Annotated in this window: 18 protein-coding genes and 1 tRNA gene; 9 read left to right on the top strand and 10 right to left on the bottom strand. The window is 44.2% G+C overall.

Annotated elements, in window-relative coordinates; translation table 11 throughout:
• The first annotated feature begins 79 nt into the window (after positions 1-79).
• Positions 80-760 carry a GNAT family N-acetyltransferase gene (locus HXT30_RS04500; protein ID WP_422111392.1) on the top strand — a complete coding sequence of 227 codons (681 nt, stop codon included), beginning with the start codon at positions 80-82 and terminating at the stop codon, positions 758-760.
• Between the two features lie 464 nt (positions 761-1,224).
• Here the strand turns inward: HXT30_RS04500 and HXT30_RS04495 are convergent, their stop codons facing one another.
• On the bottom strand, positions 1,225-5,586 hold the full coding sequence (locus HXT30_RS04495) for a hypothetical protein (protein ID WP_422111391.1): 4,362 nt from the start codon (positions 5,584-5,586) through the stop codon (positions 1,225-1,227).
• Positions 5,587-5,904: 318 nt separating this feature from the next.
• Positions 5,905-7,311: an MFS transporter gene (locus HXT30_RS04490; RefSeq protein ID WP_422111390.1), complete on the bottom strand. Its 1,407-nt coding sequence runs from the start codon at positions 7,309-7,311 to the stop codon at positions 5,905-5,907.
• 361 nt (positions 7,312-7,672) lie between these two features.
• Here HXT30_RS04490 and HXT30_RS04485 point away from each other — a divergent pair, with 361 nt between their 5' ends.
• The 5 genes from HXT30_RS04485 (at position 7,673) to HXT30_RS04465 (ending at position 15,559) form a co-directional block, all read left to right on the top strand.
• On the top strand, positions 7,673-7,816 hold the full coding sequence (locus HXT30_RS04485; RefSeq protein ID WP_016839219.1) for a hypothetical protein: 144 nt from the start codon (positions 7,673-7,675) through the stop codon (positions 7,814-7,816).
• Between the two features lie 183 nt (positions 7,817-7,999).
• The gene (locus HXT30_RS04480) at positions 8,000-9,955 is read left to right on the top strand and encodes a ribonuclease J (RefSeq protein WP_422111389.1); all 1,956 of its coding nucleotides are present in this window, start codon (positions 8,000-8,002) and stop codon (positions 9,953-9,955) included.
• Between the two features lie 108 nt (positions 9,956-10,063).
• Positions 10,064-12,676, top strand: coding sequence for an aminopeptidase N (pepN, locus tag HXT30_RS04475; RefSeq protein ID WP_422111388.1), 2,613 nt, complete (start codon positions 10,064-10,066; stop codon positions 12,674-12,676).
• A gap of 117 nt (positions 12,677-12,793) precedes the next feature.
• The gene (locus HXT30_RS04470; protein WP_422111842.1) at positions 12,794-14,374 is read left to right on the top strand and encodes an aminopeptidase P family protein; all 1,581 of its coding nucleotides are present in this window, start codon (positions 12,794-12,796) and stop codon (positions 14,372-14,374) included.
• Positions 14,375-14,662: 288 nt separating this feature from the next.
• Positions 14,663-15,559 (top strand): carbohydrate kinase family protein, encoded by an 897-nt coding sequence (locus HXT30_RS04465; protein WP_422111387.1) that lies wholly within the window; start codon positions 14,663-14,665, stop codon positions 15,557-15,559.
• Positions 15,560-15,663: 104 nt separating this feature from the next.
• On the opposite strand, the gene HXT30_RS04460 is transcribed toward HXT30_RS04465, so the two are convergent.
• A tRNA-Ile gene (locus HXT30_RS04460) sits at positions 15,664-15,737 on the bottom strand.
• 147 nt (positions 15,738-15,884) lie between these two features.
• Positions 15,885-16,601 (bottom strand): ECF transporter S component, encoded by a 717-nt coding sequence (locus HXT30_RS04455; protein ID WP_016636392.1) that lies wholly within the window; start codon positions 16,599-16,601, stop codon positions 15,885-15,887.
• A 337-nt stretch (positions 16,602-16,938) separates the two neighbouring features.
• Between HXT30_RS04455 and HXT30_RS04450 the strand changes: the two genes are divergently transcribed.
• On the top strand, positions 16,939-18,393 hold the full coding sequence (locus HXT30_RS04450; RefSeq protein WP_422111386.1) for a bifunctional folylpolyglutamate synthase/dihydrofolate synthase: 1,455 nt from the start codon (positions 16,939-16,941) through the stop codon (positions 18,391-18,393).
• 58 nt (positions 18,394-18,451) lie between these two features.
• On the opposite strand, the gene HXT30_RS04445 is transcribed toward HXT30_RS04450, so the two are convergent.
• The 6 genes from HXT30_RS04445 to HXT30_RS04420 form a co-directional block, all read right to left on the bottom strand.
• Positions 18,452-20,242 (bottom strand): UDP-N-acetylmuramoyl-L-alanyl-D-glutamate--2,6-diaminopimelate ligase, encoded by a 1,791-nt coding sequence (locus HXT30_RS04445; protein WP_422111385.1) that lies wholly within the window; start codon positions 20,240-20,242, stop codon positions 18,452-18,454.
• A 143-nt stretch (positions 20,243-20,385) separates the two neighbouring features.
• Positions 20,386-21,156 (bottom strand): exonuclease domain-containing protein, encoded by a 771-nt coding sequence (locus HXT30_RS04440; RefSeq protein WP_422111384.1) that lies wholly within the window; start codon positions 21,154-21,156, stop codon positions 20,386-20,388.
• 155 nt (positions 21,157-21,311) lie between these two features.
• Positions 21,312-21,386, bottom strand: a complete 75-nt coding sequence (locus tag HXT30_RS04435; protein ID WP_369803150.1) for a 50S ribosomal protein bL37 — start codon at positions 21,384-21,386, stop codon at positions 21,312-21,314.
• A gap of 69 nt (positions 21,387-21,455) precedes the next feature.
• Positions 21,456-21,956, bottom strand: a complete 501-nt coding sequence (gene ybaK, locus HXT30_RS04430; protein WP_004130002.1) for a Cys-tRNA(Pro) deacylase — start codon at positions 21,954-21,956, stop codon at positions 21,456-21,458.
• 95 nt (positions 21,957-22,051) lie between these two features.
• The gene (gene gap, locus HXT30_RS04425; protein ID WP_016636398.1) at positions 22,052-23,107 is read right to left on the bottom strand and encodes a type I glyceraldehyde-3-phosphate dehydrogenase; all 1,056 of its coding nucleotides are present in this window, start codon (positions 23,105-23,107) and stop codon (positions 22,052-22,054) included.
• 198 nt (positions 23,108-23,305) lie between these two features.
• Complete coding sequence (locus HXT30_RS04420; protein WP_080649649.1) at positions 23,306-24,043, bottom strand: thiamine diphosphokinase; 738 nt, start codon at positions 24,041-24,043, stop codon at positions 23,306-23,308.
• A gap of 255 nt (positions 24,044-24,298) precedes the next feature.
• Here HXT30_RS04420 and infC point away from each other — a divergent pair, with 255 nt between their 5' ends.
• Both infC and rpmI read left to right on the top strand, forming a co-directional pair.
• Positions 24,299-25,066: a translation initiation factor IF-3 gene (gene infC / locus HXT30_RS04415; RefSeq protein WP_016636400.1), complete on the top strand. Its 768-nt coding sequence runs from the start codon at positions 24,299-24,301 to the stop codon at positions 25,064-25,066.
• Positions 25,047-25,241, top strand: coding sequence for a 50S ribosomal protein L35 (gene rpmI, locus HXT30_RS04410; protein ID WP_004112988.1), 195 nt, complete (start codon positions 25,047-25,049; stop codon positions 25,239-25,241). Before infC ends, rpmI begins: the two co-directional genes overlap by 20 nt.
• Positions 25,242-25,265 lie beyond the last annotated feature (24 nt).

Raw genomic sequence — 25,265 nt, 5'->3', positions numbered from 1 at the left:
TATTTGGTAATCTAAAAGTAGGGCATAAGCCGATTTAAGTTAGTAGAAGTAAAGTTAGTAAAAGTAAAAGAAGGACAAAATGACGGTTGAGTTTCGTCCAGTTAAAATTAACGACATTGACGCAATCGTAGAAGAATACGAGCGCACATGGGGGATTGCGAATGCTGTTGGAGCAGATGCTTCGCGCAATCTTTCTAGGCGATTTGTGCTGCACTATTTGGAGCCTTCTACGTACGGAACTGTTGCAACAATAAACGGCAAATTTATGGGACTTTTGCTTGCGCGCGTGTACGGAGATAAGGTGCTGTTTAAGCAAGTGCAGAAGATGCTAGAAGAGCAAGAGGCAAAGATGTCTAGCAAAGACGATTCTTTGCACGCAAAAGCATTGGATTCTGCGATTGGCATGGGCCAGATTGAGCGCAAGTTAGAGGCGATGAGCCATATTAACGACTTGACTCAGGCAGAGTTGGAGCTTTTTATTGTTTCTCCAGACGCTCGCGGGCACGGAGTCGGCGGCGGATTGTGGAAGCGCACAATGCAACATTTGCGCAGCCGCGGAGTGAACCGCTACTTTTTGCACACAGATACGGCTTGCGATGTTAGTTTCTACGATTATCACGGGCTTAGGCGAGATGCTACGTGGGCTAAAAAAGATCACGAAAAGTATGCGGATCGCGTAAAAGATCTTGTTGAGGACTTGTACATATACTCGGGCGAGCCGTTTGTAAACCGCACAAAACGCACGCATCAATCGCGCTGATTAACTCCGCTTTTTGTACCAAATTTGGCCTATCGTTCGCGCGGTCTAAGCGCGCTATTCCTCGCGGCTATTAGTAGCCGCTCGGCTGATTTGGCATGTAAAGTCCACTGGACTTTACATTTGAGCCAAATCACGCTTTGAAGGAGCTTGAAATGCGTTATGCAATTTCAAGCTCAGTCAAAGCGCTTTGCAGCGCAGAAGCAATGCTTCTGCCTTGAGCGGCTCAGCGCTCCGAATTGCCCTCGCACGCTACGCTCTAAGTGCTCAGGCAGGTCGTCGCGCGTACAAAGTGCGGAAAATAATACGCGTATATTCACTACATGAAGCGTCGTTTTTTCCGCATTTTGTTGCTGATTTTCGTGTGTAGAGCTACAAAAAGCGGAAGCGTGCGTAGATACAAAAAACCGCGGCAGACGAGTCAGTTAAGACCAGTCAACCGCGGTTTTTGTTTTATTTAGTTTTGATTATGCGCGACGATGGCGAGCGAAGTAAGTGCCGCCTCCGATTGCTGCGATTCCAGCAACAACAGTCGCTATAGCTGCAACAATCTTAATCGTAGTGCTGTTGGATGCGCTTTGTGCTCCGTTTTGTGCATCGCCCGATGCCTGAGCGCTCTTGGAATCTTCCTTGGATTCGCTCTTAGATTCGTTCTTAGATTCGCTCTTTGCAGAATCCTTTGCATCGTTCTTTGCATTATCCTTATTGGACTCGCTCTTAGCAGCAGAATCCTTAGCAGCATCTTGTGCTTTAGCAAGATCCTTGACTGCGGCCTTAGCACCAGCGGCCGCAAGTGCTGCTGCGATGCGGTTAGCGTGCGCAGCTCCTGCAACATTATTCGCCGCAACGCCATTAGCGTTCTGAGCATTTGCTCCGTTTGCGCCGTTTGCACCGTTTGCACTTTGCGATTGTGCAGCTGGAATAGCAGCGTTAAATCCAGGTTGCTCGTTTCCAAACAGATTCTTAGCGTATCCTGCAAGATACTGGTTGTACCAGTTGGAGTCACTACTAGAATCATAACTATTGGAGCTGGAATCATTGCTAGAACTGGAGCCAGAGTTAGAACCAGGCACTGTTGTATCTCCGCTTGGCGCAGGAGCAGGGGATGGTGTTGGTACTGGCGCAGGAGCTGGTGCTGGAACTGGCGCAGGTGTTGGAGGAGTCACTGGTGGTGTAACAGACTCTGGTGAAACTGTTTGCAGCTGTTTTGTGAGTTCTGTTGCAGACGTGCTGAGATTTTTAGCAGTATCTTGCAGTGCACTAACTTTTCCTGTCATAGTTTCTATGAAGGTGTCAAACGGTTTATAGGCTGCCAAGAATATTGCGTTGAGCTCTTGTATAACTTTTTCATCCTTAGTAGTTGCAGTTAAAGTTGTCTTCTTGGTTTCAAGATTCTTCTTTATCTTTTCAATCTTGGTTTTAGCTTCTGCAACAACTTCTTTAGCATGCTTAACCTTAGCTTGAGCATTTGCTACAGCAGTCTGAGCAAGTTTAATCTTCTCAACAACAGCTTTCTTTGCGTCTTCAACAGCTGCTTTTTCCGTCTCAACTTTTTCAGCAGCCTTTTGAGCTTTTTGGGTTGCTGCTGTAAACGCTGATTTATCTTGCTCTTGTGTTTTTAGAGCGCCTTGAAGAGCGTTCTGAGCAGCTTGAACTTTGCCATTAGCTTCAGTAACTTTCTGATTCTCAGTTGCAATCTGCGTTTCAAGAGTCTGAATCGTCTGCTGCAGAGTAGATACCTTATCTTTAGCTTTTTTAAGCTCGGTATCAGCTTGTTTCTTTGCAGCTTCAGCAGTCGCAACAGCTTTAGTTGCTGTATCAACATTTTCTTGAGCAGCCTTAACATTCTGAGTAAGTGTGCCATTAACTTCAGCTTGCTTATTGTCGGCAGCAGTGCGAGCTGTTTCAGCGTCAGTCTTGGCTCTTTGAGCTTCTGTCTTCAAAGTCTCGGCTTTTGCTTCCAAGCCTTGAAGAGCGGTCTGAAGCTGCTGAATTTGCTGATCGCGCTTCTCTTTGCTTTCTTGAGATGCTTGAGTTGCAGCCTGTTCAGCTGTTTGGGCTTCTTGCTTAGCTTTTTGAGCCGCAGTATTTAATTCAGAAACTTTTTGTACTAGGCTTTCCTTAGCCCTTGTATCTTCAACTAATTTTGCGTTAGCATCTGCAATTTTAGTATTTGCGTCTTTAACGTTTTTTACAAGAGATGTTACAACATTGCCTTTTGCGCTAGAGGAAGCAATTTTTGCGTTCAGTCCTTCGAGTTCAGAGCTAATTCTGCTAATCTCTTCAGCATAATCACTAGACTGACTCTTAGCCCAAGGAAGATACGACTTCACATCATGCTCGTAATCTTGTTTTGCATTTGGCCCCCATGCGCCAGTAGGATTTTTTGCATATTCTTGAACAAACTTCTCTATCTTTTCTATTTCCTTATCTAAATCATTTTTAGCATTTTCTATCTTTGTTTTTTGAGCTTGTAAATCATCCTTTTCTCTAGTTTGCAAAGGAGTATTTTCTCCATCAGGAGTCATATTCAAATCATACTGAACTTTACGAAGCTCATACTTAGCGTCAAATAGCTTCTTATTTTTCTCAGTAATCTTTGCAGATAGAGACTTCAAATTTTCTGCATTTGATGGCTCAAGTTTATTTGCTGAATCTCTCGTACCAGTAAGATTGGCTATGTACTCATTGAGAGATTTTGTAAACTCTTCTACACTAAGCTGCGATTTTTCTTCGCTTCCATGCCATACAACAACATTTTCACCATCCTCATTCAATGCGACGGAATTATTGCTATCGGCAAAACCGCAAGAATTAATTTTATTATCAACAAAGTTTAGGTAATGGCCAACTGCTGATTCAAAATCACTGTCAACTGCATCAGAACTATATGTTTGATGCATAAAATCGTAGCGATGAGCCTTTAAAAATTCTATATCTCTCTCAGAAAAATTGTGTTCCTTGTTATTCTTATCTTTGCATTTGCCTGTATTAATAGCCTCATCATAAATTGCTTTTTCGGCATCATACCAGCCATCCATTGCATTCTGGGAATTAGGTTTTGATCCATGTGTTCGTTTATTAGCATCATAGTTATCGAATGGACCCCATGCAAGATTTTCGGACGAATCCAAATATGGATGAGTATTCATAGATGAAGCTGAATTGTAATCAGCATGTTTTACAGAATGTTCAATAACAGCTCCTGAGTAGTATGAATTCACAATACTCTCAGCAATCATGCTAAGGTTCACGTTAAGAGCATTTAGTCCTATGCTGGTTCGCTCTTCGTTAAGAGGCTTATAATACGTTGCAGCGTCTTGCAAATTCTTTAAGGAATCAGCGCCGCCTACTCGCTTAAGCTTCACCAAATCCTTATACCACATTGGTGCTTTAATTGTGCGTCCTTTATGTGTTATTTCTCCTCCATCTGCAGTTTTTGTAACCGTGTCAGGGATAACAACATCTTTTCCAGTAAGTATATCCTTTGCTCTTTGAGCATCCTCGTATATAGCTTTACCTTTTGCAGAATTATCATTCTTATATTTTGAGATTATGTAATCTAGGAAACCGTCGAAACCTTTTTGAACATTAGCATCGAGTTTTTCGGTGTTAGCTTTGTTATAGGCGTCTTCAGCTTCTTTTGCTTCTTTTTCCGCTTCTTCTACTTTATCTTGAGCGTCTTTAAACTTCTTTCCGTCTTCATTTTGCTCAAGAGCAGTTTTTGCATTATTTAGCTTTTCAGTTTCGCTTTGTATTGTATTGTTATCATTTGCAATGTCATTTGTTTTTTGATTTAACTCGCCTTGAGCTTTAGTATAAGCTTCATGAGCTTGCTCTGCTTCGCCCTTAAGCTTCTTTACATTTGGATCTTCGTCTGCAGACTTATGCTCTTGCAAACGCTTTATTTCTTTGTTCTTTTCTTCCTTCTGGTTTTCGTTATCCGTTACAGCTTGCTCTGCTTCTTTTTGTGCTTGCTCTTTTTGATCAGCCTCGCTAGAAAGCCTATCTGCTTCTTTCTGAGCGTTCTCTTTATTTGTCTGAGCAGTTTGAAGTTCAGTATTTGCAGTATTTAGTTTGCCTTGTTCGATAGTTACATTTCCTTCAGCAGTTTTCTGCTGTTGAGTTTTAGTAGTAACTTCTTCGTTTGCAGTTCCAAGCTCGCCTTCAGCTTTGCCTTTTTCTTCTTTAGTTGCTTTCAGCTTATTTTCAGCAGCAGTCTGCTTTTCTTGCTCTTGATCAAGCACAGCTTTCTTGTCTTTAACTTCTTTGTCAGCCTTATCTACTGCAGTCTGCTGCTCAGATAATTCCTTATCAGCTTTACCTTTTTCTTCTTCAGCTGTTTTAACTAACTCTTTCTTGTTGTTTAAGTCTTTTTGAGCAGTTTTTACATCGCCATTAGCTGTATCTGCTTCCCCTTTTGCTTTGTCAGCAGCGCCTTGAGCTTCATTAACTTCTTTTTCAGCTTGCTCTTTTTCTGCATTAGCATCCTTGATAACTTTATCAGCCTCTTTTTGAGCTTTATCTGTAGCACTTTCTCCCTGCTGGCCTGCAGGAGTGCTGTCAGATTGACTCTGCTCAGAAGCACCACCTTGATTTGTGTTTACAGAATTTGTGCTTCCTTGATTTGTGTTTCCAGGTTGAGGATTTTTATTACCTGAATTGCCGTCAGGATTTGCGTTTCCGCCTTGTGGAGTCTGTACAACAGGTGTTGGATTTGTATCAGAATTTGGTGGAGTAACCGTTTCAGCATTGGCAACACCTGCCATGCCAAATAATGCAAGAGAACTTGCGCCTAAAGATATTGCTACGGCAAGCTTAGCGTTCATAACTAACCTCTCCTCTTTATAGTGATTTAAAAATCGTAGACTCTTCTGTTTAAACAAGATTTTGTGCGAGAATCGCAATTTTTTGTTCGCTTCCATTGCGATCTTTTTTAAACCTTGCTTCATACGAAAACAGTATACAGCTCTACGGGGGGGGGTATCAAGTTTTCAACGCGATTTTATCAAATACCTATGGATTAATTGTTTGATTGTTGTAGTGCTTAGACCGCGCGCGAGACGACCTGCCTAAGCATTATTTCCGCTTTTTGTTGCTGATTTTGCTGTTTTGAGCTACAAAAAGCGGAAGATTGATTGCGCAAATTAACTGCGTTTGCGCGTTACAATAATCCACCCAATTGACGCGATTGGAATAGCAATAAGCGTAGAAATCCACGGAACCATCATTCCGCCATGCGAACTCCACGCGTCAATCGCAAAGCCTGCAACCATTGATCCAAGAGAAGCTCCGACTGCAGATGCTGTTGGCAGCCAAGATAATCCTTCGGTAAGCGAATGCTCTGGAATTGTGTCTTTAACAATAAGATTTCCAGTTGCAAAAATAGGAGAAACGCATAGTCCGCTTAAAAGCTCAAAAATGCTTAGAAGCACAAGTCTATCTATGTTAATGTTCATAAGAATAAAGCCAATAGTAAGAAGGCTTAAAAACACAATTAGATGAGACCAATTAGATCCGCGGAATTTATGCGAGCCAAAAATAACGGCTCCAACTAAAGACCCGCATGCGAATAGTGCAAGTTGCAAACCAATTAAAGTGTCTAATCCTTGCGCGCGCATTGCTGCTGTAACAGATACGTCAAATGCGCTAAAACTCATGTTAAAAACAAGGAACATAACAACAAGCGGTATGATTCCGCGGTAAAGAAGCACGTTTTTAGGCTTATTTTTACGATTTTTGTTTTTGAGTTGTTTAAGCGAAAGCTTGTCGATAAGTTTTGTAGTGTTGTTGCTTTTTTGCGCGTTTTGTGCGTTTTGTGTATTTTGCACATTTTGTACATTTTCGCTTTGCTCGCTTATAGCGTTTTGTACGTCTTCGTCGTATTTAGGTGCGCTTTCTACTTGCACAACTTTAACAACCGCAGGTTGCGTGTTTTTAAGCGATAAGAACCAAGCTCCGCCTAGTCCGCTTGCTAGAACTGGCACAAAAAGCTGAGATACAGGGTGAACGCTAGTTGCAAGCCACGCTGCAAGAATTGGTCCGAATATAAACACAATCTCGTCAATTCCAGATTCAAGCGCATACGCAACGTTTAGTAGCGTGTCGTCGCTTTGACTTTTAAGTGTGTACGCCCAGCGAGTTCTAACAAGTGCGCCGAATGCAAATTGCGTAACGCCCATTAAAATTGCAAGCACAAAAAGTATTGGCAATGGCACACGTATTAGTGCTGCAAAAGCAAAAGATAGCATAGCTACAACTTGCACACTTAGAGCAAGTGTTCCAACTTTTCTTTGACCAAATCTATCAAAAAGTTTTGCGTATAATGGCGTTACGGCTGCTTGCGATAGCACGTATGCGGCGCTCATTGTTCCAGCAATAGTCCAATTGTTGTAAATGTGGTTTAATGCCAGAACGATTCCTAAACCCATCATCGAAATAGGCAGCCTTGCTATTGCTCCAGATATGCAAAACGCTCGTGTTCCTTCGAATGAGAACAATCTTACGTAGTTTGACATAGGCGAAGACTTTGGCTGCGCCGATTTCGATGACATATTCACTTCCCTTAAATTTGTATGCGCTTAACATGTTTAACATGATTAACATGATTGATTTTTGAGTGTCTTTCTAGTCTACATTATGGCGTCAAAGTTTGCCGATGTTGTTTTGTTTCTTCCCGACTTTGTACGTGTTTTAGGTCAAATTTGGTACAAAGTGCGGAAGGTTGTTCCGTGTTTTGTTGTTCAAAATGCTGATTAGAGCTACAAAATGCGGAAAAGTTTTCGCGCAGATTAGTCGCGTCTATTGCGATGTGATTGTTTTTACGATTTTTGCGATTGTATATAGCGATTATCTTTTGAAGAAAAGTATTGTAGAATTGTGTTATAGGTTTCAAACAAACTGGGAAGGCAAGAAATGTTTGGTTCACTTATTTGCTCGGCAGCTGGATTCGCTGACACTCAATCGGGTTCTGCAATACTTGGCTCCATGATTTTTGCAATCGTGGTTGTTCTTGTTGGTATTGGAATTAAGATTTGGAAAAAGTACGGCAAGCATTAGAGTATTAGAGTGCTAGAGCACTAGATTTGGCTTAATATTTTCGACTTTCATTTTTCGCGGCATTTTAAGACAGCCTTGTAAGGCAGTCTTTTAAGACGGTATTTTTGTGATTGCCATTTTTTGTTGCACGCGCGAAGTCGCAGTTTTGTAAATCCGTTGAGGCTTAACGCTACAATAGAGCAGATGAGTGATACAACGACGCAATCGACGGATGAGATTCTTGCAGAGATTGTAGACTCTGTAAAAATTCCTCAATCCCCAGATATAAACAATAAAAAGTCAATAAAAACTGTGAAAAAAGAAAATAAAACTACAAATAAAAATACAAAAACTAAAAAAACTAAAGACTCTGAATCAAGTAAGGTGAGTAGGGCATCTAAAGGATTTAAGTCTACTAAAAGCTCTAAAGCCACTTACAATGCGCTTCCACCAGTTGTAAACGATCAGCGAGAGGGCGCGCTTGTTGCGCCTCCAAAGTATCGCAAGGGGTCAATGCGAATCGTTCCGCTTGGCGGCTTGGGTGAAATTGGCCGAAATATGAACGTTATTGAATATAACGGCCATATTTTGCTTATAGATTGTGGTGTTTTGTTCCCAGAAGAAGAGCAGCCAGGCGTGGATCTGATTTTGCCAGACTTCCACTACATTCAAAACAGACTAGATAAAGTAGACGGGCTAGTTTTAACTCACGGCCACGAAGACCACATTGGCGGAGTGCCGTATTTGCTTAAAATGCGCCCAGATATTCCGCTAATTGGTTCTAAGCTCACTCTTGCGTTTGTTGAAGCAAAGTGCGAAGAACACAAGATTAAGCCAAAAACAATTCAAGTAGAAGGCCGATCAAAGCTAAAAGTCGGACCATACAATTTGGAGTTTATTAGCGTAACGCACTCGATTCCAGACGCTCTTGCTGTATGCGTAAAAACTCCTGCTGGAACGATTATAGATACGGGAGATATTAAGCTAGATCAGCTTCCATTAGACCATAGAATCACCGATTTGGTTGAATTTGGAAAGCTTGGCGAGCAAGGAATTGACCTATTGATGGCAGACTCCACAAACGCCGAGGTTCCAGGATTTGTTAAGCCAGAAACTTCGATTGGTCCAGCCTTGGATCAAGCGTTTGCTAATGCATCGCGCAAGATAATCGTAGCAAGCTTCTCTAGCCACGTTCACCGCGTTCAGCAAGTGGTAGATGCTGCGCACAAGTATGGCAGAAAAGTGGTGTTTGTTGGGCGATCAATGGTTAGGAATATGTCGATTGCGGCCGATCTTGGCTACTTGCATATTCCAGAAAATACTGTTGTAGATCTAAAGCAAGCAAAAGATATTCAAGACGATAAGCTTGTTTATATGTGCACGGGGTCTCAAGGCGAGCCGATGGCAGCACTTGGACGAATTGCAGACGGAATACACAAAGATATTACAGTTAACGAGTTTGATACCGTTATTCTTGCAAGCTCTTTAATTCCAGGAAACGAGCACGAAGTTTACAAGGTTATTAACAAGCTTGTGCAAATGGGCGCTCGCGTAATCAACAAAGACAATGCTGCGATTCACGTTTCTGGCCATTGCAATGAGGGCGAGTTGCTCTATTTGTACAACATTGTTAAGCCAAAGTGCGCTATGCCAATCCACGGCGAACACAGGCATCTTGTTGCAAACGGTTTGATTGCTGTTAAAACGGGCGTGGACCCTAAGAATGTTGTTTTGGCAGAAGATGGCGATGTTGTGGACTTGTACCACGGGAACGCCGCCGTTGTTGGCTCTGTTCCATGCGGGTACGTGTACGTTGACGGCGATTCCGTTGGCGAGCTTACAGACGAGGAGCTTGAAAAGCGCAGGATTCTTGGCACGGAAGGCTTTGTGTCTAGCTTTGTAGTGGTAAATACAGATAGCGCGGATGTTGTAGCTGGTCCAAAAATCTATTTGAATGCTGTTGCAGAAGACGAGTCTGATTTTGAAAAGATTCGTAGTCAGATTGTTTTCCAGCTTCAAGATGCTATGATGCACGGCGAGAAAGACACGCACAAGTTGCAGCAGATTATGCGAAGAACGCTTGGAAGTTGGATTGCGCGCGCTTTGCGTAGGAAGCCAATGATTGTGCCTGTTGTTGCGGATCTTGCGCAAAAGGATTAGTCAAGTGATTAGTCTGCGATTAATCAAAACTAATCAAGAATCAGAAAAATAGTCAAAAATATAAGAAAAAATATAAGAAAAAATAAAGGAAAATATAAGGAAATTAATATGCCAGGAGCAAATCTGACTCGCGTAGAAGCTGCGGAACGTTTTAGCGCTATCCAAATGCCAATTCACTACACTGTTGCGCTTGATTTAGGCAAGGGTGGCCGCGATTTTAAGTCGCACACAAAAATTGAGTTTGGTGCAAAAGTTGGTGGAACAAGCTTCCTCGATTTGATTGCAAACAGCGTTGAATCCGTTGTGCTTAATGGCGAATCTCTTGATGTTTCTAAGGTTTTTGCAGATAGTCGCATCGAGCTTGCAAATTTGGCCGAGCACAACACAGTAGAAGTCGTAGCAAATTGCCAATATTCCAACACGGGCGAGGGCTTGCACAGAAGCGTGGATCCTTCCGACGGCAACGTTTACCTTTACACGCAATTTGAGGTTCCAGACGCTCGCCGAGTTTATGCAGTGTTTGACCAGCCAGATTTGAAGGCAGTTTTTGACTTTAGTGTGGATGCTCCAGAAAGTTGGATTGTGACTTCCAACATGCCAGTTAAGAGCGAAACTGCGATTGAAGGTCGTGAAACTGAAGACGGCACTTTGGAAAATGGTGTTGTAGAAGGCATGAAGCGCTGGGTGTTTGAGTCAACTCCAAAAATGAGCTCCTACTTAACTGCGATTTGCGCAGGTCCTTACGCCGAATGGCACACGTCTTATAATAATGAGGACGGCCGTGTAGTTCCAATGGCAATGTACTGCCGTCAGGCACTTAAAGACGCGTTTGCAAAAGATGTTGACTACTTGTTTGACATTACAAAGAAGGGCTTTGCTTTCTACGCTAAGACTTGGGGAGTGCCATACCCATACGCAAAGTACGATCAGATTTACGTGCCAGAATACAACGCTGGCGCTATGGAAAACATTGGTATGGTTACCATTCGCGACCAATACGTGTTTGAGTCCAAAGTTACAGACGCTTATGCTGAGCGCCGCGTTGTAACAGTCTTGCACGAGCTTGCACACATGTGGTTCGGCGACTACGTAACTATGAAGTGGTGGAACGATCTTTGGCTTAACGAGTCTTTTGCTGAGTTTACGTCTACGCTTGCAACGGCTGAAGCAACCGAATGGCACGACGCTTGGAGCACGTTTAATTCTGGCGAAAAGAGTTGGGCGCTTAATCAAGATCAGCTTCCAACAACGCATCCAATCGTGGCTCCAATCAACGATTTGAACGACACTTCCGTCAACTTCGACGGCATCACTTACGCAAAGGGTGCTTCTGTTTTGAAGCAACTCGTAGCGTATGTTGGCAGAGAAAAGTTCTTTGAAGGAATTCACAATTACTTGAGCAAGCACGCTTATAGCAACGCAACTTTGGCTGATTTGTTGCACGAGTTGGAGCTTACAAGCGGACGCGATCTTAAGGCTTGGAGCGCGCAATGGCTTGAAAAGGCTGGAATTAACACGATTAGCACAGAAGTCGAAGAAGCAGGTGACGGCACTATTGCTTCTTTGCGCTTGCGTCAAAGCGCCCCAGTTGAGCATCCAGTTTTGCGCGCGCATCGCTTGGCTGTTGGATTCTACAATGTGGACGAAGCAAGTGGCGAAATTGTGCGCACAAAGCGAATCGAACTAGATGTTGATGGCGAAGTGACGGAAGTGGCGGAAGCGCGCGGATTGCAAAGGCCTGCGCTTATTCTTGTAAACGACGACGACTTGACTTACACAAAGTTGCGTTTTGACGAAAAGTCGCTTGAGTTTGCTGCAGAAAATCTTTACCGCTTTAAGGATTCTTTGACTCGCTCGCTTATTTGGCTTGCATTGTGGGATATGACTCGCGACGCAGAATTCCCAGCAGAGCGCTTTGTGGAACTTAGCCTTAAGGCCTTGGCAACAGAGCACGAATCAACTACTTTCCGCTATGCTCTTGGTCAAGTAAAGGTAACTGCAAGCCACTACGTGGTTCCTGAGCGTCAAGCAGAAGTTGCAAAGCATGTTGCTCACGAACTCTGGCAGTTGGCTTTGGCGGCTAACGCAGGCTCTGACGAACAGTTCCAGTTGCTAAAGGCTTATCTTGGATACGGCGAAGTTGGAGATAGTGAGTTTGTGCAAATCGCTAACGGATTGCTTGACGGTTCTGTGAGTTTGGAAGGCTTGGAAATCGACAACGACTTGCGTTGGAGCATTTTGATTGCTCTTGCAGGCGTGAACGCTTTGGACGAAGCTGGAATTGACGCGGAACTTAAAAAGCGCGATACTACCGAGAATCGCGAATACGCATACCAGGCTCGTGCTGCTCGCTCAACTGCAGAAGCTAAGGATTGGGCTTTTGAACAGGCTTTGCGCAATCTCAATTTAACTAATATGCAAATGGGTGCTGTTGTTGCTGGATTTGCAAGCACTGCTAAAGGTGATTTGGTTAAGCCTTACGTTGAGCGCTACTTTGCGGAAGTTGAGTGGATTTGGAAGAATCGCACATTCCACATGGCGGAAACTTTGATTGAAGGCTTGTATCCAAATTATGCGGATGTAGACGAGTTGGTTGAGCGCGGGCAAAGCTGGCTTGATGAGCATAAGGATGCCGACCTTGCTTTGCGTCGCATGGTGCTCGGCAAGCTCGATTCTTCTCGACGCACGCTTAAAGTGCAGCATTACAACGCTTCGCTCTAGTTTTTTGCAATAAAACAGCGATTTTCAATGTACATTCCTAATAAGAAAATAGGGAAATGTAGATTGAATCTAAGTTGATTAAGATTAAACTCAAGGAGTCGCAAGATGGCAGAAGATATGCATCAATCAACGCCAACAATACATGGCGAGCAACTAAACGCGGATGGCACGCAAAAAGCGCAAGACCGCGTAAACAATCGATCTTTGCGCCCAAATAGCGATTCCTTCAAAGAGTTTATGACTAGCGGCTGGGATAACCAGGAGCCACAAATCGAACCGCTTGAATCGTCGAAATACACACCAGCGCGTCTAGAGGCGCTTGGCAAGCGATTCCCAGGTGAGCGCCTTGTTATTCCAGCAGGTCAGCCAAAAGTGCGCAATAACGATTGCGATTACGCTTTTAGGCCAGACACAACTTTCGCATATTACACTGGCTTGGGTCAGGATTACGAGGCTGGCGCTGTGCTTGTGCTTGAGCCAGTGCAAGCAGGAAGCGATGAGGAAGCGGCTGGCAAAACTCACATTCCACAGCTTTTTGTGGCTCCTCGCGCAGACAATAGCACTGCAGCATTCTATAAAGACCCACACTACGGCGAATACTGGGTTGGCCCTCGCGCAGGACTTAAAGAGCTTAAGGCTATGACTGGCATTGAAACGCGCGATATTGCCGATCTTGACGACGCGATTGCAAAAAACGTTAGCGACGATAATAGCTCTGCAGAAAGCGTGCGCGTGCGAATTGTGCGCGAGTCGGATGTTGATTTAACTGCGCGCGTAGATGCACTAAGGGAAGCAAGCGGATTTAGCGACGAAGATGCAAATATTGCTGCAGACGATAAGTTGCACGAAGTAGCAGCCGAAGCGCGAATGCTTAAAGATGCCTACGAGATTGGCGAAATGCGCAAAGCTGTTGCTGCTACAAAGTTAGGCTTTGACCGCATGCTTACGCGTTTGCCTCATGCTTTGGGCAAGGAGCATTCTGAGCGCATGATTGAAGGCGCTTTTAACTCCGTTGCTCGAGAAGTTGGAAACGAAGTTGGCTACGATACAATTGTTGCTTCTGGCAAGCACGCTCCAATTTTGCACTGGATGCGCAACACGGGCGTGGTTTCTAGCGGCGAACTTTTGCTTATTGACGCAGGCGTAGAAGTCAATAGCCTTTACACAGCAGATATTACGCGAACTTTCCCAACCAATGGCAAGTTTACGGATTTGCAAAAGAAGCTTTACCAGTGCGTTCTCGACGCTCAGCAAGCTGGTTTTGAGGCTGCTAAGCCAGGTGCTACCTACAGCGATATTCACCACGCTTGCATGCGCGTGCTTGCAGAGCATTTGCACGAGTGGGGCATTCTAAAGGTTAGCGTTGAAGAATCGCTTTCTCCGCAAGGTCAGCAGCATCGTCGCTGGCATGCGTGTGGTGTTGCTCACCACTTGGGTCTAGATGTTCACGATTGCGCTCAAGCTCGCTACGAGGCTTATCAGGGTGCGAAGATTACTCCAGGAATGATTTTCACGATCGAGCCTGGCTTGTACTTTGCTGCCAATGATCTTATGCTTCCGCCAGAAATGCGCGGAATCGGAATCCGCATTGAGGATGATGTTTTGATGACGGAGAATGGTCCTGAGTGGCTTTCTATCGATATTCCTAAGCAAATCGAAGATGTTGAAGCTTGGATGGCTCAGCGCGCTGCTAAATAGTGTGCTGCTATCTAAACGGATTGTCTAGGATTGTCTAGGATTATTTAGAATCATCTAAGACTATCTAAATTAATTATCTAATCTTTACGCAATAATGTTGTTATAGCACTTAGTTGTTATAACAACATTACTTTATTGCGGCTTATGTGGCTTGTGTGCTGCATAAGCTTTATATGTTTCATGCGTTTTATACATTTATGTGTTTTATGCATTTATGTGACTTGTTGCAATAAAGATGTTGATTAACGAGTCGCAGCCAAAATCATCGATACTCTCGAAAGGAATACAATGACTAAGCCAATCGTTCTTTCACTTGGAGAACTACTGTGGGATTTGCTTCCCCAAGGAAAACGAGTTGGAGGTGCTCCAGCGAATTTTGCGTATCACGCGCAATGTAATGGTGCAGAAAGCTACGTTATTAGTGCTGTTGGAGAAGATTCTCTTGGTAATGAACTTGTTGAAGAAGTTGAAAAAGCAGGAATTAAGCACGTTATTCAGCGCAATGCTTGGCCAACTAGTACGGTAGATGTTTCGCTTAGAAATGGCATTCCAGAGTACACGATTGTGCGAAACATTGCGTGGGATCATATTGTTTATACGCGCGAACTTGTGGATCTTGTTAGCAAAGCAGACGCGATTTGCTTTGGAACTCTTAGCTTAAGATCGCAAGAAACGCACGATACTGTTTTGGAGCTTTTAAAGCATGCAAAGCCAAACGCCATGAAGTTCTTCGACATAAACATTCGTAGTGATCATTATTCAAAGGATTTGATTGACGCCCTTCTTAAAGAAGCAACTGTTTTTAAGCTTAACGATTCCGAGCTGCTTCTTCTTAGAGATATGTTCAATATTCGCGAAACTTCCGACAATGAGGCTTGCAGATGGTTCCAGGCTCGCTATGGTTTGGATTACGTGATTTTGACTGGCGGATCTACTTTTAGCGCAATCTTTACTAAGACGGGCGAAAGCTCTACATACCCAACTCCTCATGTGGAAGTTAACGACACGGTTGGTGCTGGCGATTCGTTCTCTGGCACGTTTACTGCAAGGATTTTAGCTGGCGATTCGCTTAAAGACGCGCATCGTGCTGCAATCAACACTGCTGCGTACGTTTGCACTCAAGCAGGAGCGTGGCCAGAGTACCCGAGCGAAATCCCAGACTATCTTTCTAAAGCAGGACTGTAGGCTGTAAAGAATATAAATAAAAGCTTCAACTTGTTAGTGAATTATGTAATTCCTAGACTCAAACGAGTTGAAGCTTTTTTATACGCCATTAAGGCGATTATTAGTGGGGCCTCAGGGGCTTGAACCCTGGACCGACGGATTATGAGTCCGTTGCTCTAACCGACTGAGCTAAAGCCCCACGCTAACAAAGTTAGCAACGACTAGATTAGCACACACCCATAAACGTTTAACACGCTGTTTAACACGCTACGATTAACGTGTTGTTTAGCACGCAAAGCGCATGAGTGCGCGCAAGACAAGTCGCAAGCAGCTTTAGAGCAAATAGCTACGCTACTACTTCTTGGTCTCTTCCAGAAGCAAAATTGCTTAAAGCTCCAGTCTTACGAACTGCAACGAATAGAAGCCAAGGAACAATGCCTGCAATCACAAAGCCGCTTATAAGCTCGCAAATCATGTGAATTGTAAGATAGTTTGCGCTCTTGCCCTGGTAAACCACAAACATTAAGTAAATGCCATATTCAAGAGCGGTAAGCGTGCCAGAAATTACGCTTAAAGTAAGATTGTACTTTTTGTAGCGAGCAATAGCAAAAGGAAGCTCGCTAAACACGGCTTGCAAAGCAGCGGAAGCAAGAACCATAAACGCAGAGTATTGCTGGCCAAGAATGTTCTCAAACACGGCGCCAACAACGTTTACGTAAATCGCAGCACCAGGCTTGCGGATTAAAAGGAGTGCAAGCGGGCCAGACATGTACCAAACGCCGTGCAAAATGCTGCCAAATCCAGGCAAAACCGTGCGCAAAATAGGGGAGATTTGTGAGAAGAACACAATGGTAAAGCCCCAGTAGATTATGCCAAACAAGGCGGCTAGAGCGGCGCCGAGCGATATATCTGCAACGCGCCATTTAAGACTTGCGATTGTTGTTGGTGCAGGATTTGCGTTTGCACGAGCCTTATCGGTTATTGGAGTTTCGGATTGTGCGGAGTATTGTGCGTTTTCTTCGCTTTGATTGTTTGCGGATTCGTTGTTTAGAATATCACTCATTAGTGTTCCTAACTATTGATTGCTGCGCATTGTAATTTCTTTGAGCGTTTCTCGACCTACGCAGCCTGGGCAGAAACGCCAACGTGTACTTTACCATTTAATCGCCACTAACACGCCTTTATGCGCTAGTTTTGTGCGATTTGTAACGTTTTTGATTATTGCAGAAATCTATAACGCGCTATAAAACCGATTATTCAACGCAAACTCTATTTCCGCTTTTTGTTGCTCGACACGCCGTAAATCAGGTACAAAAACACTACAGTTATTAATCTAGATAGTTGGAAAAATGAGCGAAACGTAAATCCGAAAACGTAAATCAAAAATAGGGGAGCACAAAATGTCGATGGAACATCCAAATCGCACCAATGAGCGAATTGTTGACGTTGAGCGAGATATTATGAGCCGCGCTCCAGAGCATAACAAGACAAATCTTGATTTAGATAGAATGCGCTTAATTCTTGATATTTTGGGGCATCCAGAGCAGTCTATGCACGTGATTCACATTACTGGCACCAATGGCAAAGGCTCCACGGCGCGCATGGCGGAGGCGATTTGCCGCGCGTACGGTTTGCGCACGGGTCTTTACACTTCGCCGCATTTGCAACGCGTAAATGAGCGAATTATGATTGACGGTCAAGAAATTAGCGATGACCAGTTTGTTGACGTGTTTGATCAAATGAAAGACATTATAAACATGGTTGACGCTCGCATGGATGCTGATGGCAAGCCGCGCATGAGCTTTTTTGAAGTGCTTACAGCTATGGCGATTTGGGCTTTTGCTGACGCTCCTGTAGATGTTGCTGTGATGGAAGTTGGCATGGGCGGCGAATGGGACGCCACTAATGTTATGAACGCGGATGCTGCGATTATTGGCCCTGTAGACATGGACCACATGCAATGGCTTGGAAACACGGTTGAAGAGATTGCGCGCACAAAGGCTGGCATTATTAAGCCAAATTGCACTGTGATTTTGGGGCCGCAGCCACACGAATCGCAGGTTTTGCCGATTATTCAAGAGGTGGCAAATCGCAATAATGCCAAGCTTTTGTGTGACTTTAGTGACGGCAGCGGCGAGCTAGAGGTTATTTCGCGCACTCCAGCTGTTGGCGGTCAAGTTGCCACTTTGCGAACTCCTAATGGCACTTATGAAGATGTTCCAATAGATAAGTTTGGCGTACATCAGTCGCATAATGCTTTGGCGGCGCTTGCTGCTGCGGAGGTTGTTTTGCCTGTAAATGGCGCTTTAGACGGCGATTTGGTTGCCGAGGCTTTGAGCCAGGTTAAGGTTCCTGGCCGAATTGAGCAAGTGCGTACTTCTCCAACGATTATTATTGACGGCGGCCACAATGTTAATGCTGCTGAGTCTCTTCGTAAAACAATCGAAGAAAACTATAATTTTGAGCAGCTTATTGGCGTTGTGGCAATGATGGCAGATAAGCAAGTTGAAGAATATTTAGGTGTTCTTGAGCCGATTTTAACTAAGATTATTGTTACGCGTAACTCTTGGCGCGACCGCGTTATGGACCCTAAAGACCTAGAGAAGATTGCGATTGGCGTGTTTGGCAAAGATCGCGTGATTCGCGTTGACGATCTTCCAGACGCTATTCAAACGGCAGTGAATCTTGTTGACGAAGACGATGAGCTTGGAGTGGGGTATGGGCATGGAGTGCTGATTTGCGGCAGCTTTGTTACAGCAGGAGATGCGCGCACTATGCTGATTGAGCGCGTTAATCCAGACTTAAAGAAGCCAAAGGATCAACGCGCTAACATTCATCCAAATCTTGCGGAATGACTTTAGCACAAATTGACTTGAGCTAAAGAGCCGCTAGCTTAATAGGCGCTTAGCTAAACTAGCTAAATAGGCGCTTAATAACAAGCGAATCGCTTTCGTAAGGAACGTGCTTGTTGTTGTGCTTAATCCAGCGCTCGTCGCCCTTTCCAATAATGAGGATTACGCTTAATAAGTCGTTATCTTCATCGCGTTTGCTGTGCTCGCTGCGCTCTCTAGCTTCGTTTACGCTGTGCTCAATCGCTTGCGTTCTATCGATTATTATTTGCGACTTAACGCTTGGGATTGTTATGCAAGATTGCATATCGTTGCAAATATCCATTGGATCTTCGGTGTTTGTGTCTTCGATTGTAAACACAAACTCGTCGATTCGATTTTGCGCAGCTTGAACAATCTCTTTGCGCCTGTCGTATGCTTTGTTTCCAGCAGACCCCGTAACAAGAGTCGTGTATAAACTCTGGCTTGCGTATCTTTCTTCAACAAAGTCCAGTAGCGCTTTTACAGAAACGTAATTATGCGCGTAGTCAACTATTGCAATCGTGTTGGATTTTGAATCCTTAAAAATCTCCATGCGCCCTGGAATTTCAACGTTTTCAATCGCGTGCAAAGCTTCAACATTGTTGATTAAATCTGGTTGCGCGTTTTGTGCAATTGCAATTGCAGCCAATGCGTTCTCGTAGTTAAAGTCGCCAGCAATCTTTAGATTGAATTTGTCTATAGCGCTGTAATTAGGCATGTCTTGATTTACGTACTCGCTAGCTTCGCCTTCTAAAATCGCAATACAATGCTCCTGTGAGCTTGGTAATTCTTGCGATTCTTGCAATTCTTTCAACCCTTGCGGCTCGGGTATCGCTACATATCTTGGCAAAACAAGCTCTGGGTATTTTTCGCTGTTTTCGTAAGGATGAATATCGGAATAATCGCTGCATTCTGGGCAATTGCAAGTGTTTCCGTCTAGTTCTTCTTTGTGTATTCTGGAAAAAGTCGTGACTTTTACGCCATTTTTTTGTGCGTCTTGAAGAAGCAAATCCGCATGCGCGCAATCCGCATTAAGCACAAGTGCATCCGTATTTTTTACGATTTGACGTTTGCAATACAAATAATCTTCAAAAGTCGGGTGTTCGATTGGGCTTATGTGATCTGGGCTAATGTTCAAAAATGCTGCAACATTAAAGTGCAATCCATACACGCGGTTGACTTTGTACGCTTGCGACGAAACTTCCATAACAAGGTATTTCATGCCATTTTCTACAGCTTGGCTCATCATTCTAAACGCGTCTAGGCTTTCTGGTGTAGTCAAGTCCGATTCAATATATGTTTTACCGTCTAAACAATTGTCTACCGAAGAGAATAGCGCAGCTTTGCCATTAGAATGTGCGTTCAAAATAGCATGAGTAAAGTATGCTGTGGTTGTTTTGCCTTTTGTTCCCGTAATGCCAATAGTCGTAAGCTTTTCTTGCGGATTGTTAAAGAATGCAGCCGAAAGTACGCTCATAGCTTTACGAACATCTGTTACAATCAACCCAACCGCATTAGTGTATTCCGCATAGCAATCCTGAGCAACGTATGCATTTAAGCCGTTTTTATCTGCGTCTTTAAGATATTCTGGCTTAAAATTGCCTTTAATAAAAAGCAAAGTGTTTGGCTTAATATCGCGCGAATCGTACGTTATGTGGCTGTATGGCTTTGAGTGGTCACTAAAATCGCTAGCATCTATTGACCAAGTTTGGTCGTTTTCGTGCGTTAAATCGTCATGTTTTTGCGCACTTTTATTTTGTATTATTTCTCGCAAAAGATTTTGCTTCAACAAAATATTGCATGCTTCGTCTAGAGATAATTTTTGTAAAGACATTTCGCTTTTCCGTGTTGTTTTCCGTGTTATTTTTATTATTTACGTTTTATTTTAGTTGATTTTATTTTATTTTAGTTATGCTTATTTGATGTGCGGTTGCTTGCGATTTTTTCGCGCGCAAATTGCACAAGAATCGCCATTAATCACAGCCAGCTTCCTTCGCTAGCTGGTCTTCCTTTAGACTTAAGCCAGCTATCAAAACTTAACTTCCACTTTGCGTAGGCGTCTCGCTGCCAATTCATAATCTCGCATAACTTAAGATTTGCAACGTTTTCGTGCAACTCACTTATAGGCTCAATCAAATCAACTGCAGCAACTGTATCTGCTGTAGCATCATGAAAATTGCCAATTGGCTCCACGCCATAAAACTGCGTTGTGTATGTAAGAGTGCGTTTGCCAGTGCGCTTAGAAATGGCTCTATCTATAACAAGAGGGTCTACAACAAGCATCTCGCCGCCATTAATCGTGCTTTTTGGGCGATTTTGCAAAGAGTCAAGACTCCATCTTTGCAAATCATGATTTAGCATTTTAACGTCAAAAGGCGCATTGTATGCAAGAAGTGGAATATTCTTGCTTTGTGCAAGGCTAATGGCTTTTCCAAGTAATTCGATTTCTTGAGTTGGTTCGCCTCCGTTTTCTTGCAAAAACTCGTTTGTAAAGCCGTTTACTTCGCTTGCTTTAGGGTTGATTTGCTTATGCGGGTTTACAAGCCACGTTGCAATAACGTCATTGTTATGCCCACGCGCTGGGTCTCTAAAAACGAGCGTTGCAGAGCATATTGAATCACTGCCAATAATTGCGCCCGTTGTTTCTGTGTCGAAGCCAAGCAGCATTGATTTGCACAATGTTGTGTTTTTATCTTGCTGCGGTGCTTTTTCTAGTGCTTCTAGCAACTCATCTATGTTCTTTGCCATGCAATAATCCTAGAATGCAGCGAAGACCCTTGCGTGCGTTTTTGAGTCGTTTGGTTGTTTGATTAAAAATCACGTAAACAAAAAACCCACGGTAATAAATCCGTGGGCTTTTAGTTACAAATTTATACGCAAATCAAACGTATTAAGCATTTGCATTAAGCATTTGGCCTTTTGCCGTGATTTGCTGCCTTTTTGCGGCGAGCCTTGCGCTTGCGTCCACGCATACCCATAATAAACTCCTAACGATTAAAATGAACAACCTTACGGATTATCGCACGTTGCCACGACGTTTGCTAGCTTTAAGCTAGAATATTTGCCACAGTTGCGTTAAGCAAGCTAACCAAATCGTTTGGATTTAGAACAACGTCTAGTCCGCGTTTTCCTCCAGAAACAAGAATCTCGTCAAAGTGCATAACGCTAGCATCCAACACAGTTTCGTGATGAGTGCGCTGACCAAATGGGCTGATTCCGCCAACAACATAGCCACTTTCTCGTTGAGCTACATCTGGGCTTGTCATGCTGGCTTTTTTGGCATTTACTGCGCTAGCAATTGCCTTCATGCTTAATCGAGCGTTTACTGGCACAATGCCGACTACGCGCTTTTCGCCTGTGTCTACCATAAGCGTTTTGCAAACTTGCTCTGCGTTTACGCCTAATTTTTGCGCTGCTTCCATGCCGTAGCCGTCATCCATGTGGTCTGCATCGTGCTCGTAGTCAACAACGCGGAATGTGATTCCAGCATTTTCTAGCTGTGCGATTGCTGGCGTTGCTTTGCCTGTTGCAGCATGTTTTTTGCCCATTTTTACCCCCGTGTGCAATGCGTTGCGAAAACCCCCTGCGATGAGTCACCGCAAGGGGTTTGTAGTTTTATTTAGCTTTATTTGTTTCGCTAATTTTACTCAGCAATCTCAGCGAAGTAAAGCAATGTGCGAATCATGTTAGCAGTAAAGCCATATTCGTTGTCGTAGAAGGTAACGGTACGAGCCAAGGTTACGCCGTCAACAGTGTTAACGTCGGTTTGAGTTGGATCGAAAACGCCACCGTGGGTATCGCCAATAATGTCGGAAGACACAATGCTATCGGCGTTGTAGCCAAAGTAATCGCAGTTTTCAAATGCCTTCTTAAAGGCTTCGTTGATTTCTTCGGTGGTTGCTGGCTTCTCGAGAACAGTAGTCAACTCGGTAACGGATCCATCTGGAACCTGAATACGCTGAGCATGACCCTGAAGCTTGCCATTAACCTCTGGAACAACCTTGCCGATTGCCTTAGCAGCACCAGTGGAGTGCTCGATTGTGTTGCAAGCAGCAGAACGGTTGTTGCGTGGCTTGGAGCCGCGTGGGCCGTCGAGAATCATCTGGGTGCCAGTGTAAGCATGGATAGTGGTCATAAAGCCAGACTTAATGCCCCAATTATCTTGCAAAAGCTTAACCATTGCAGCCATGGAGTTGGTGGTGCAAGAGCCAGCAGACACAATGTTGTCGGTTGGCTTTAAGATCTCTTGGTTTACACCAAACACAACGGTTGGGGTGGTTTCGTCTTTAGCAGGAGCAGAGATAAGAACCTTCTTAGCTCCAGCGTTCAAGTGAGCCTGGGACTTTTCTGCAGAAGTGTAGAAACCAGTGCACTCGAGCACGAACTCAACACCATCGTTCTTAACCCATGGAATGTTGTTTGCGTCTTTTTCGGCGTAAACCTTGTAAGTCTTGCCATCTACCACGATTGCGTCTTCGGTAGAAGTCACCTCAACTGGGGTGCCATCGTCGTGGCGGAAAGTGCCATGAGTGCTGTCGTACTTAAGCAAGTAAGCAAGCATTGAAGGAGTGGTCAGATCGTTGATGGCTGCGACTTCAATATCACCAGCTTGACCGCCACGAGCTTGAAGCTCAAAAATACGACGGAATGCCAAACGGCCGATACGTCCAAAGCCGTTAATACCAATCTTGACTGTCATGTGTGATCTCCCTTGAGTGAAACCTCAACGCACGGTTTTTGCGATTTTTCGCGATTTTTAACAATACGTTTTTGGTCTTCGTTATTTAAACTAACATGTTCATTTTAATGTGCGGCATGTACTACGTTAGTGCATCATTTTGTATTACACTTGCGCAACATTTTGCCTTGTTGCATCGCGCATTTGCGATTATTCGCACTACTTTGGCGCAACAGCTAGAGCGCTTGAAACGCTAGCGTTTACATCTCCCAAATCGCCAACTGGTCGCTTAAACCAGCTAACTTGCGGCAGTGGAGCGTCTATAGGGAATGTGATTACAAGAGTGCCTTCGTGAACGTCAATATGCGCAGGAGTGTCATTTAGTAATTCGTTGCTTAGGCCTTGAACGGCATCGCCATACATAGTTTCGTGCTGAAGTTGATATTTAAGCCCAATCTCGTTTACATCGTTAGAAACAGGCGTGTGTGAGAACACAGAAACCATTCGGCCTTCGGGGCCGCCTGACGCAGGAAAGTCAAGGGAACCGTTGTGAATTGCTGTAACAATCGTGCCGTCTCCATACAAGAATCCAATTCCGCCTCTAACTGCAAGTCGAACCATAAGCTGAATATTGGAAATCGTGTGATCAACGCGGCCACCTAAGCCGCCAAAAATATGGAATTCTCTAGAGCCTTTAGACCAGCCAACTTTAAGAGCAGAAAGCAAATCAGGGTCATCTTTTTCGGCAGGAAGTCGCGTAATCGCAGCGTCTGTTGGGAGTTTTAATCGCACGGAGTCAAAGTCGCCAATTAGAGCATCAACGTGTAAACCAAGTCTGCACGCATGATCCCAGCCACCATCGGCTGCAATAGTTAAAGCGCGATCAGGAACGTGTTCGCGCGTATGGTCGTAATAATCTCCAGCTGCTAAAACAACGCAGCGCTTCAAAGGCTCCATAGTCATATAATATCGCGCGCGTGGAATTGCGATTATATCGCGTGTTTTGTTGCGGCTTCTTGAGATTTAATGCGACTTGTTTAGTATTTTTGAGCATGGTTGATTATTGTCAAGGCTTCAAGTAGAATGAATATTTGGCTTGAGTAATCAAGAAAGTGGTATATCCCACCTGGAAGCCTAAAGGGTTTCGGGTTCATGACTTCGGTCACGTAGCAATATGCCTGCTATAGCGCTATTCTTAAGCGCATTTGATTGATGTTTGAACTTGAATTTATCTTTGACCTTTTGGTGCGCTGTTCCACTGTTTTAACAAGGATTGGAGTCATCATTAGCGACGAACCACGCATTAACGAAGAGATTCGCGTCTCACAAGTACGCCTTATCGGTCCGAAAGGCGAGCAGGTGGGTGTTATTGCGACCTCGGTAGCGTTGAACCTAGCAAAGGAAGCAAACCTCGATCTTGTAGAGGTTGCGCCTACTGCTAAGCCTCCTGTAGCCAAGCTTATTGACTACGGTAAGTACAAGTACAACGAGAAGATTAAGGCTCGTGAAGCGCGTCGTAATCAAAGTACGGCCGAGATTAAGGAAATTCGTTTCCGACTCAAGATTGACGATCACGATTTCGACGTTAAGAAGGGTCATGTTCTTCGATTCCTAAATGGTGGAGATAAAGTAAAAGTCACCATTATGCTACGTGGCCGCGAACAGTCGAGGCCTGTAGGCGGAGTTGAGTTATTGCGTAGGCTTGCAGATGAGGTTTCCGAAAGTGGAACCGTGGAGTTTGCCCCTAAGCAGGAGGGTCGTAACATAATAATGACTCTCGCGCCTAAGGGTAAAAAGATTCATACTCAGTCTGAGCAGCGTCGTAGAGGCGCTGAATCGCGCGCAGAGCGTCAAGCTCGTCAAGCAGCACGACTTGCGGCAAAGCAAGGAGCTCAGGCAGCGGCCGATGTGTCCGCAAAAGCTTCTGTAGAATCTGATCAGAATCATAAGGAGGGCAGCAATGCCGAAGATGAAAACTAATTCCGCAGCGTCCAAGCGCGTTCGCCTCACCGGCACTGGTAAGGTAATGCACGATGGTAGCGCAATGCGCCACAACTTGGAGCATAAGTCTGCTCGTAAGCGTCGTGCTTTGTCTGCAGATAAGGTTTTAGCTACAGCACAGAGCAAGAATTTGAAGGGCTTGCTGGCTAAGTAAGTGCAGTAAAACAAAGACGCAATT

Origin of the sequence: Gardnerella sp. DNF00571G (assembly GCF_049262695.1) — a bacterium.
Classification (GTDB): Bacteria; Actinomycetota; Actinomycetes; order Actinomycetales; family Bifidobacteriaceae; genus Bifidobacterium; species Bifidobacterium piotii.
The sequence above is the reverse complement of the archived record's forward strand: the minus strand, read 5'-3'. Positions and strand labels throughout refer to the sequence as shown.

Excerpts from the sequence above, each read along its gene's own strand:
- HXT30_RS04465 (WP_422111387.1), top strand. The coding sequence starts at position 14,663 with ATGACTAAGCCAATCGTTCTTTCACTTGGAGAACTACTGTGGGATTTG.
- HXT30_RS04485 (WP_016839219.1), top strand. The coding sequence starts at position 7,673 with ATGTTTGGTTCACTTATTTGCTCGGCAGCTGGATTCGCTGACACTCAA.
- HXT30_RS04455 (WP_016636392.1), bottom strand. The coding sequence starts at position 16,601 with ATGAGTGATATTCTAAACAACGAATCCGCAAACAATCAAAGCGAAGAA.
- HXT30_RS04500 (WP_422111392.1), top strand. The coding sequence starts at position 80 with ATGACGGTTGAGTTTCGTCCAGTTAAAATTAACGACATTGACGCAATC.
- HXT30_RS04440 (WP_422111384.1), bottom strand. The coding sequence starts at position 21,156 with ATGGCAAAGAACATAGATGAGTTGCTAGAAGCACTAGAAAAAGCACCG.
- HXT30_RS04420 (WP_080649649.1), bottom strand. The coding sequence starts at position 24,043 with ATGGAGCCTTTGAAGCGCTGCGTTGTTTTAGCAGCTGGAGATTATTAC.
- pepN (WP_422111388.1), top strand. The coding sequence starts at position 10,064 with ATGCCAGGAGCAAATCTGACTCGCGTAGAAGCTGCGGAACGTTTTAGC.
- HXT30_RS04480 (WP_422111389.1), top strand. The coding sequence starts at position 8,000 with ATGAGTGATACAACGACGCAATCGACGGATGAGATTCTTGCAGAGATT.
- rpmI (WP_004112988.1), top strand. The coding sequence starts at position 25,047 with ATGCCGAAGATGAAAACTAATTCCGCAGCGTCCAAGCGCGTTCGCCTC.
- ybaK (WP_004130002.1), bottom strand. The coding sequence starts at position 21,956 with ATGGGCAAAAAACATGCTGCAACAGGCAAAGCAACGCCAGCAATCGCA.
- infC (WP_016636400.1), top strand. The coding sequence starts at position 24,299 with ATGTTTGAACTTGAATTTATCTTTGACCTTTTGGTGCGCTGTTCCACT.
- HXT30_RS04495 (WP_422111391.1), bottom strand. The coding sequence starts at position 5,586 with ATGAACGCTAAGCTTGCCGTAGCAATATCTTTAGGCGCAAGTTCTCTT.
- HXT30_RS04450 (WP_422111386.1), top strand. The coding sequence starts at position 16,939 with ATGTCGATGGAACATCCAAATCGCACCAATGAGCGAATTGTTGACGTT.
- gap (WP_016636398.1), bottom strand. The coding sequence starts at position 23,107 with ATGACAGTCAAGATTGGTATTAACGGCTTTGGACGTATCGGCCGTTTG.
- HXT30_RS04490 (WP_422111390.1), bottom strand. The coding sequence starts at position 7,311 with ATGTCATCGAAATCGGCGCAGCCAAAGTCTTCGCCTATGTCAAACTAC.
- HXT30_RS04470 (WP_422111842.1), top strand. The coding sequence starts at position 12,794 with ATGCATCAATCAACGCCAACAATACATGGCGAGCAACTAAACGCGGAT.
- HXT30_RS04445 (WP_422111385.1), bottom strand. The coding sequence starts at position 20,242 with ATGTCTTTACAAAAATTATCTCTAGACGAAGCATGCAATATTTTGTTG.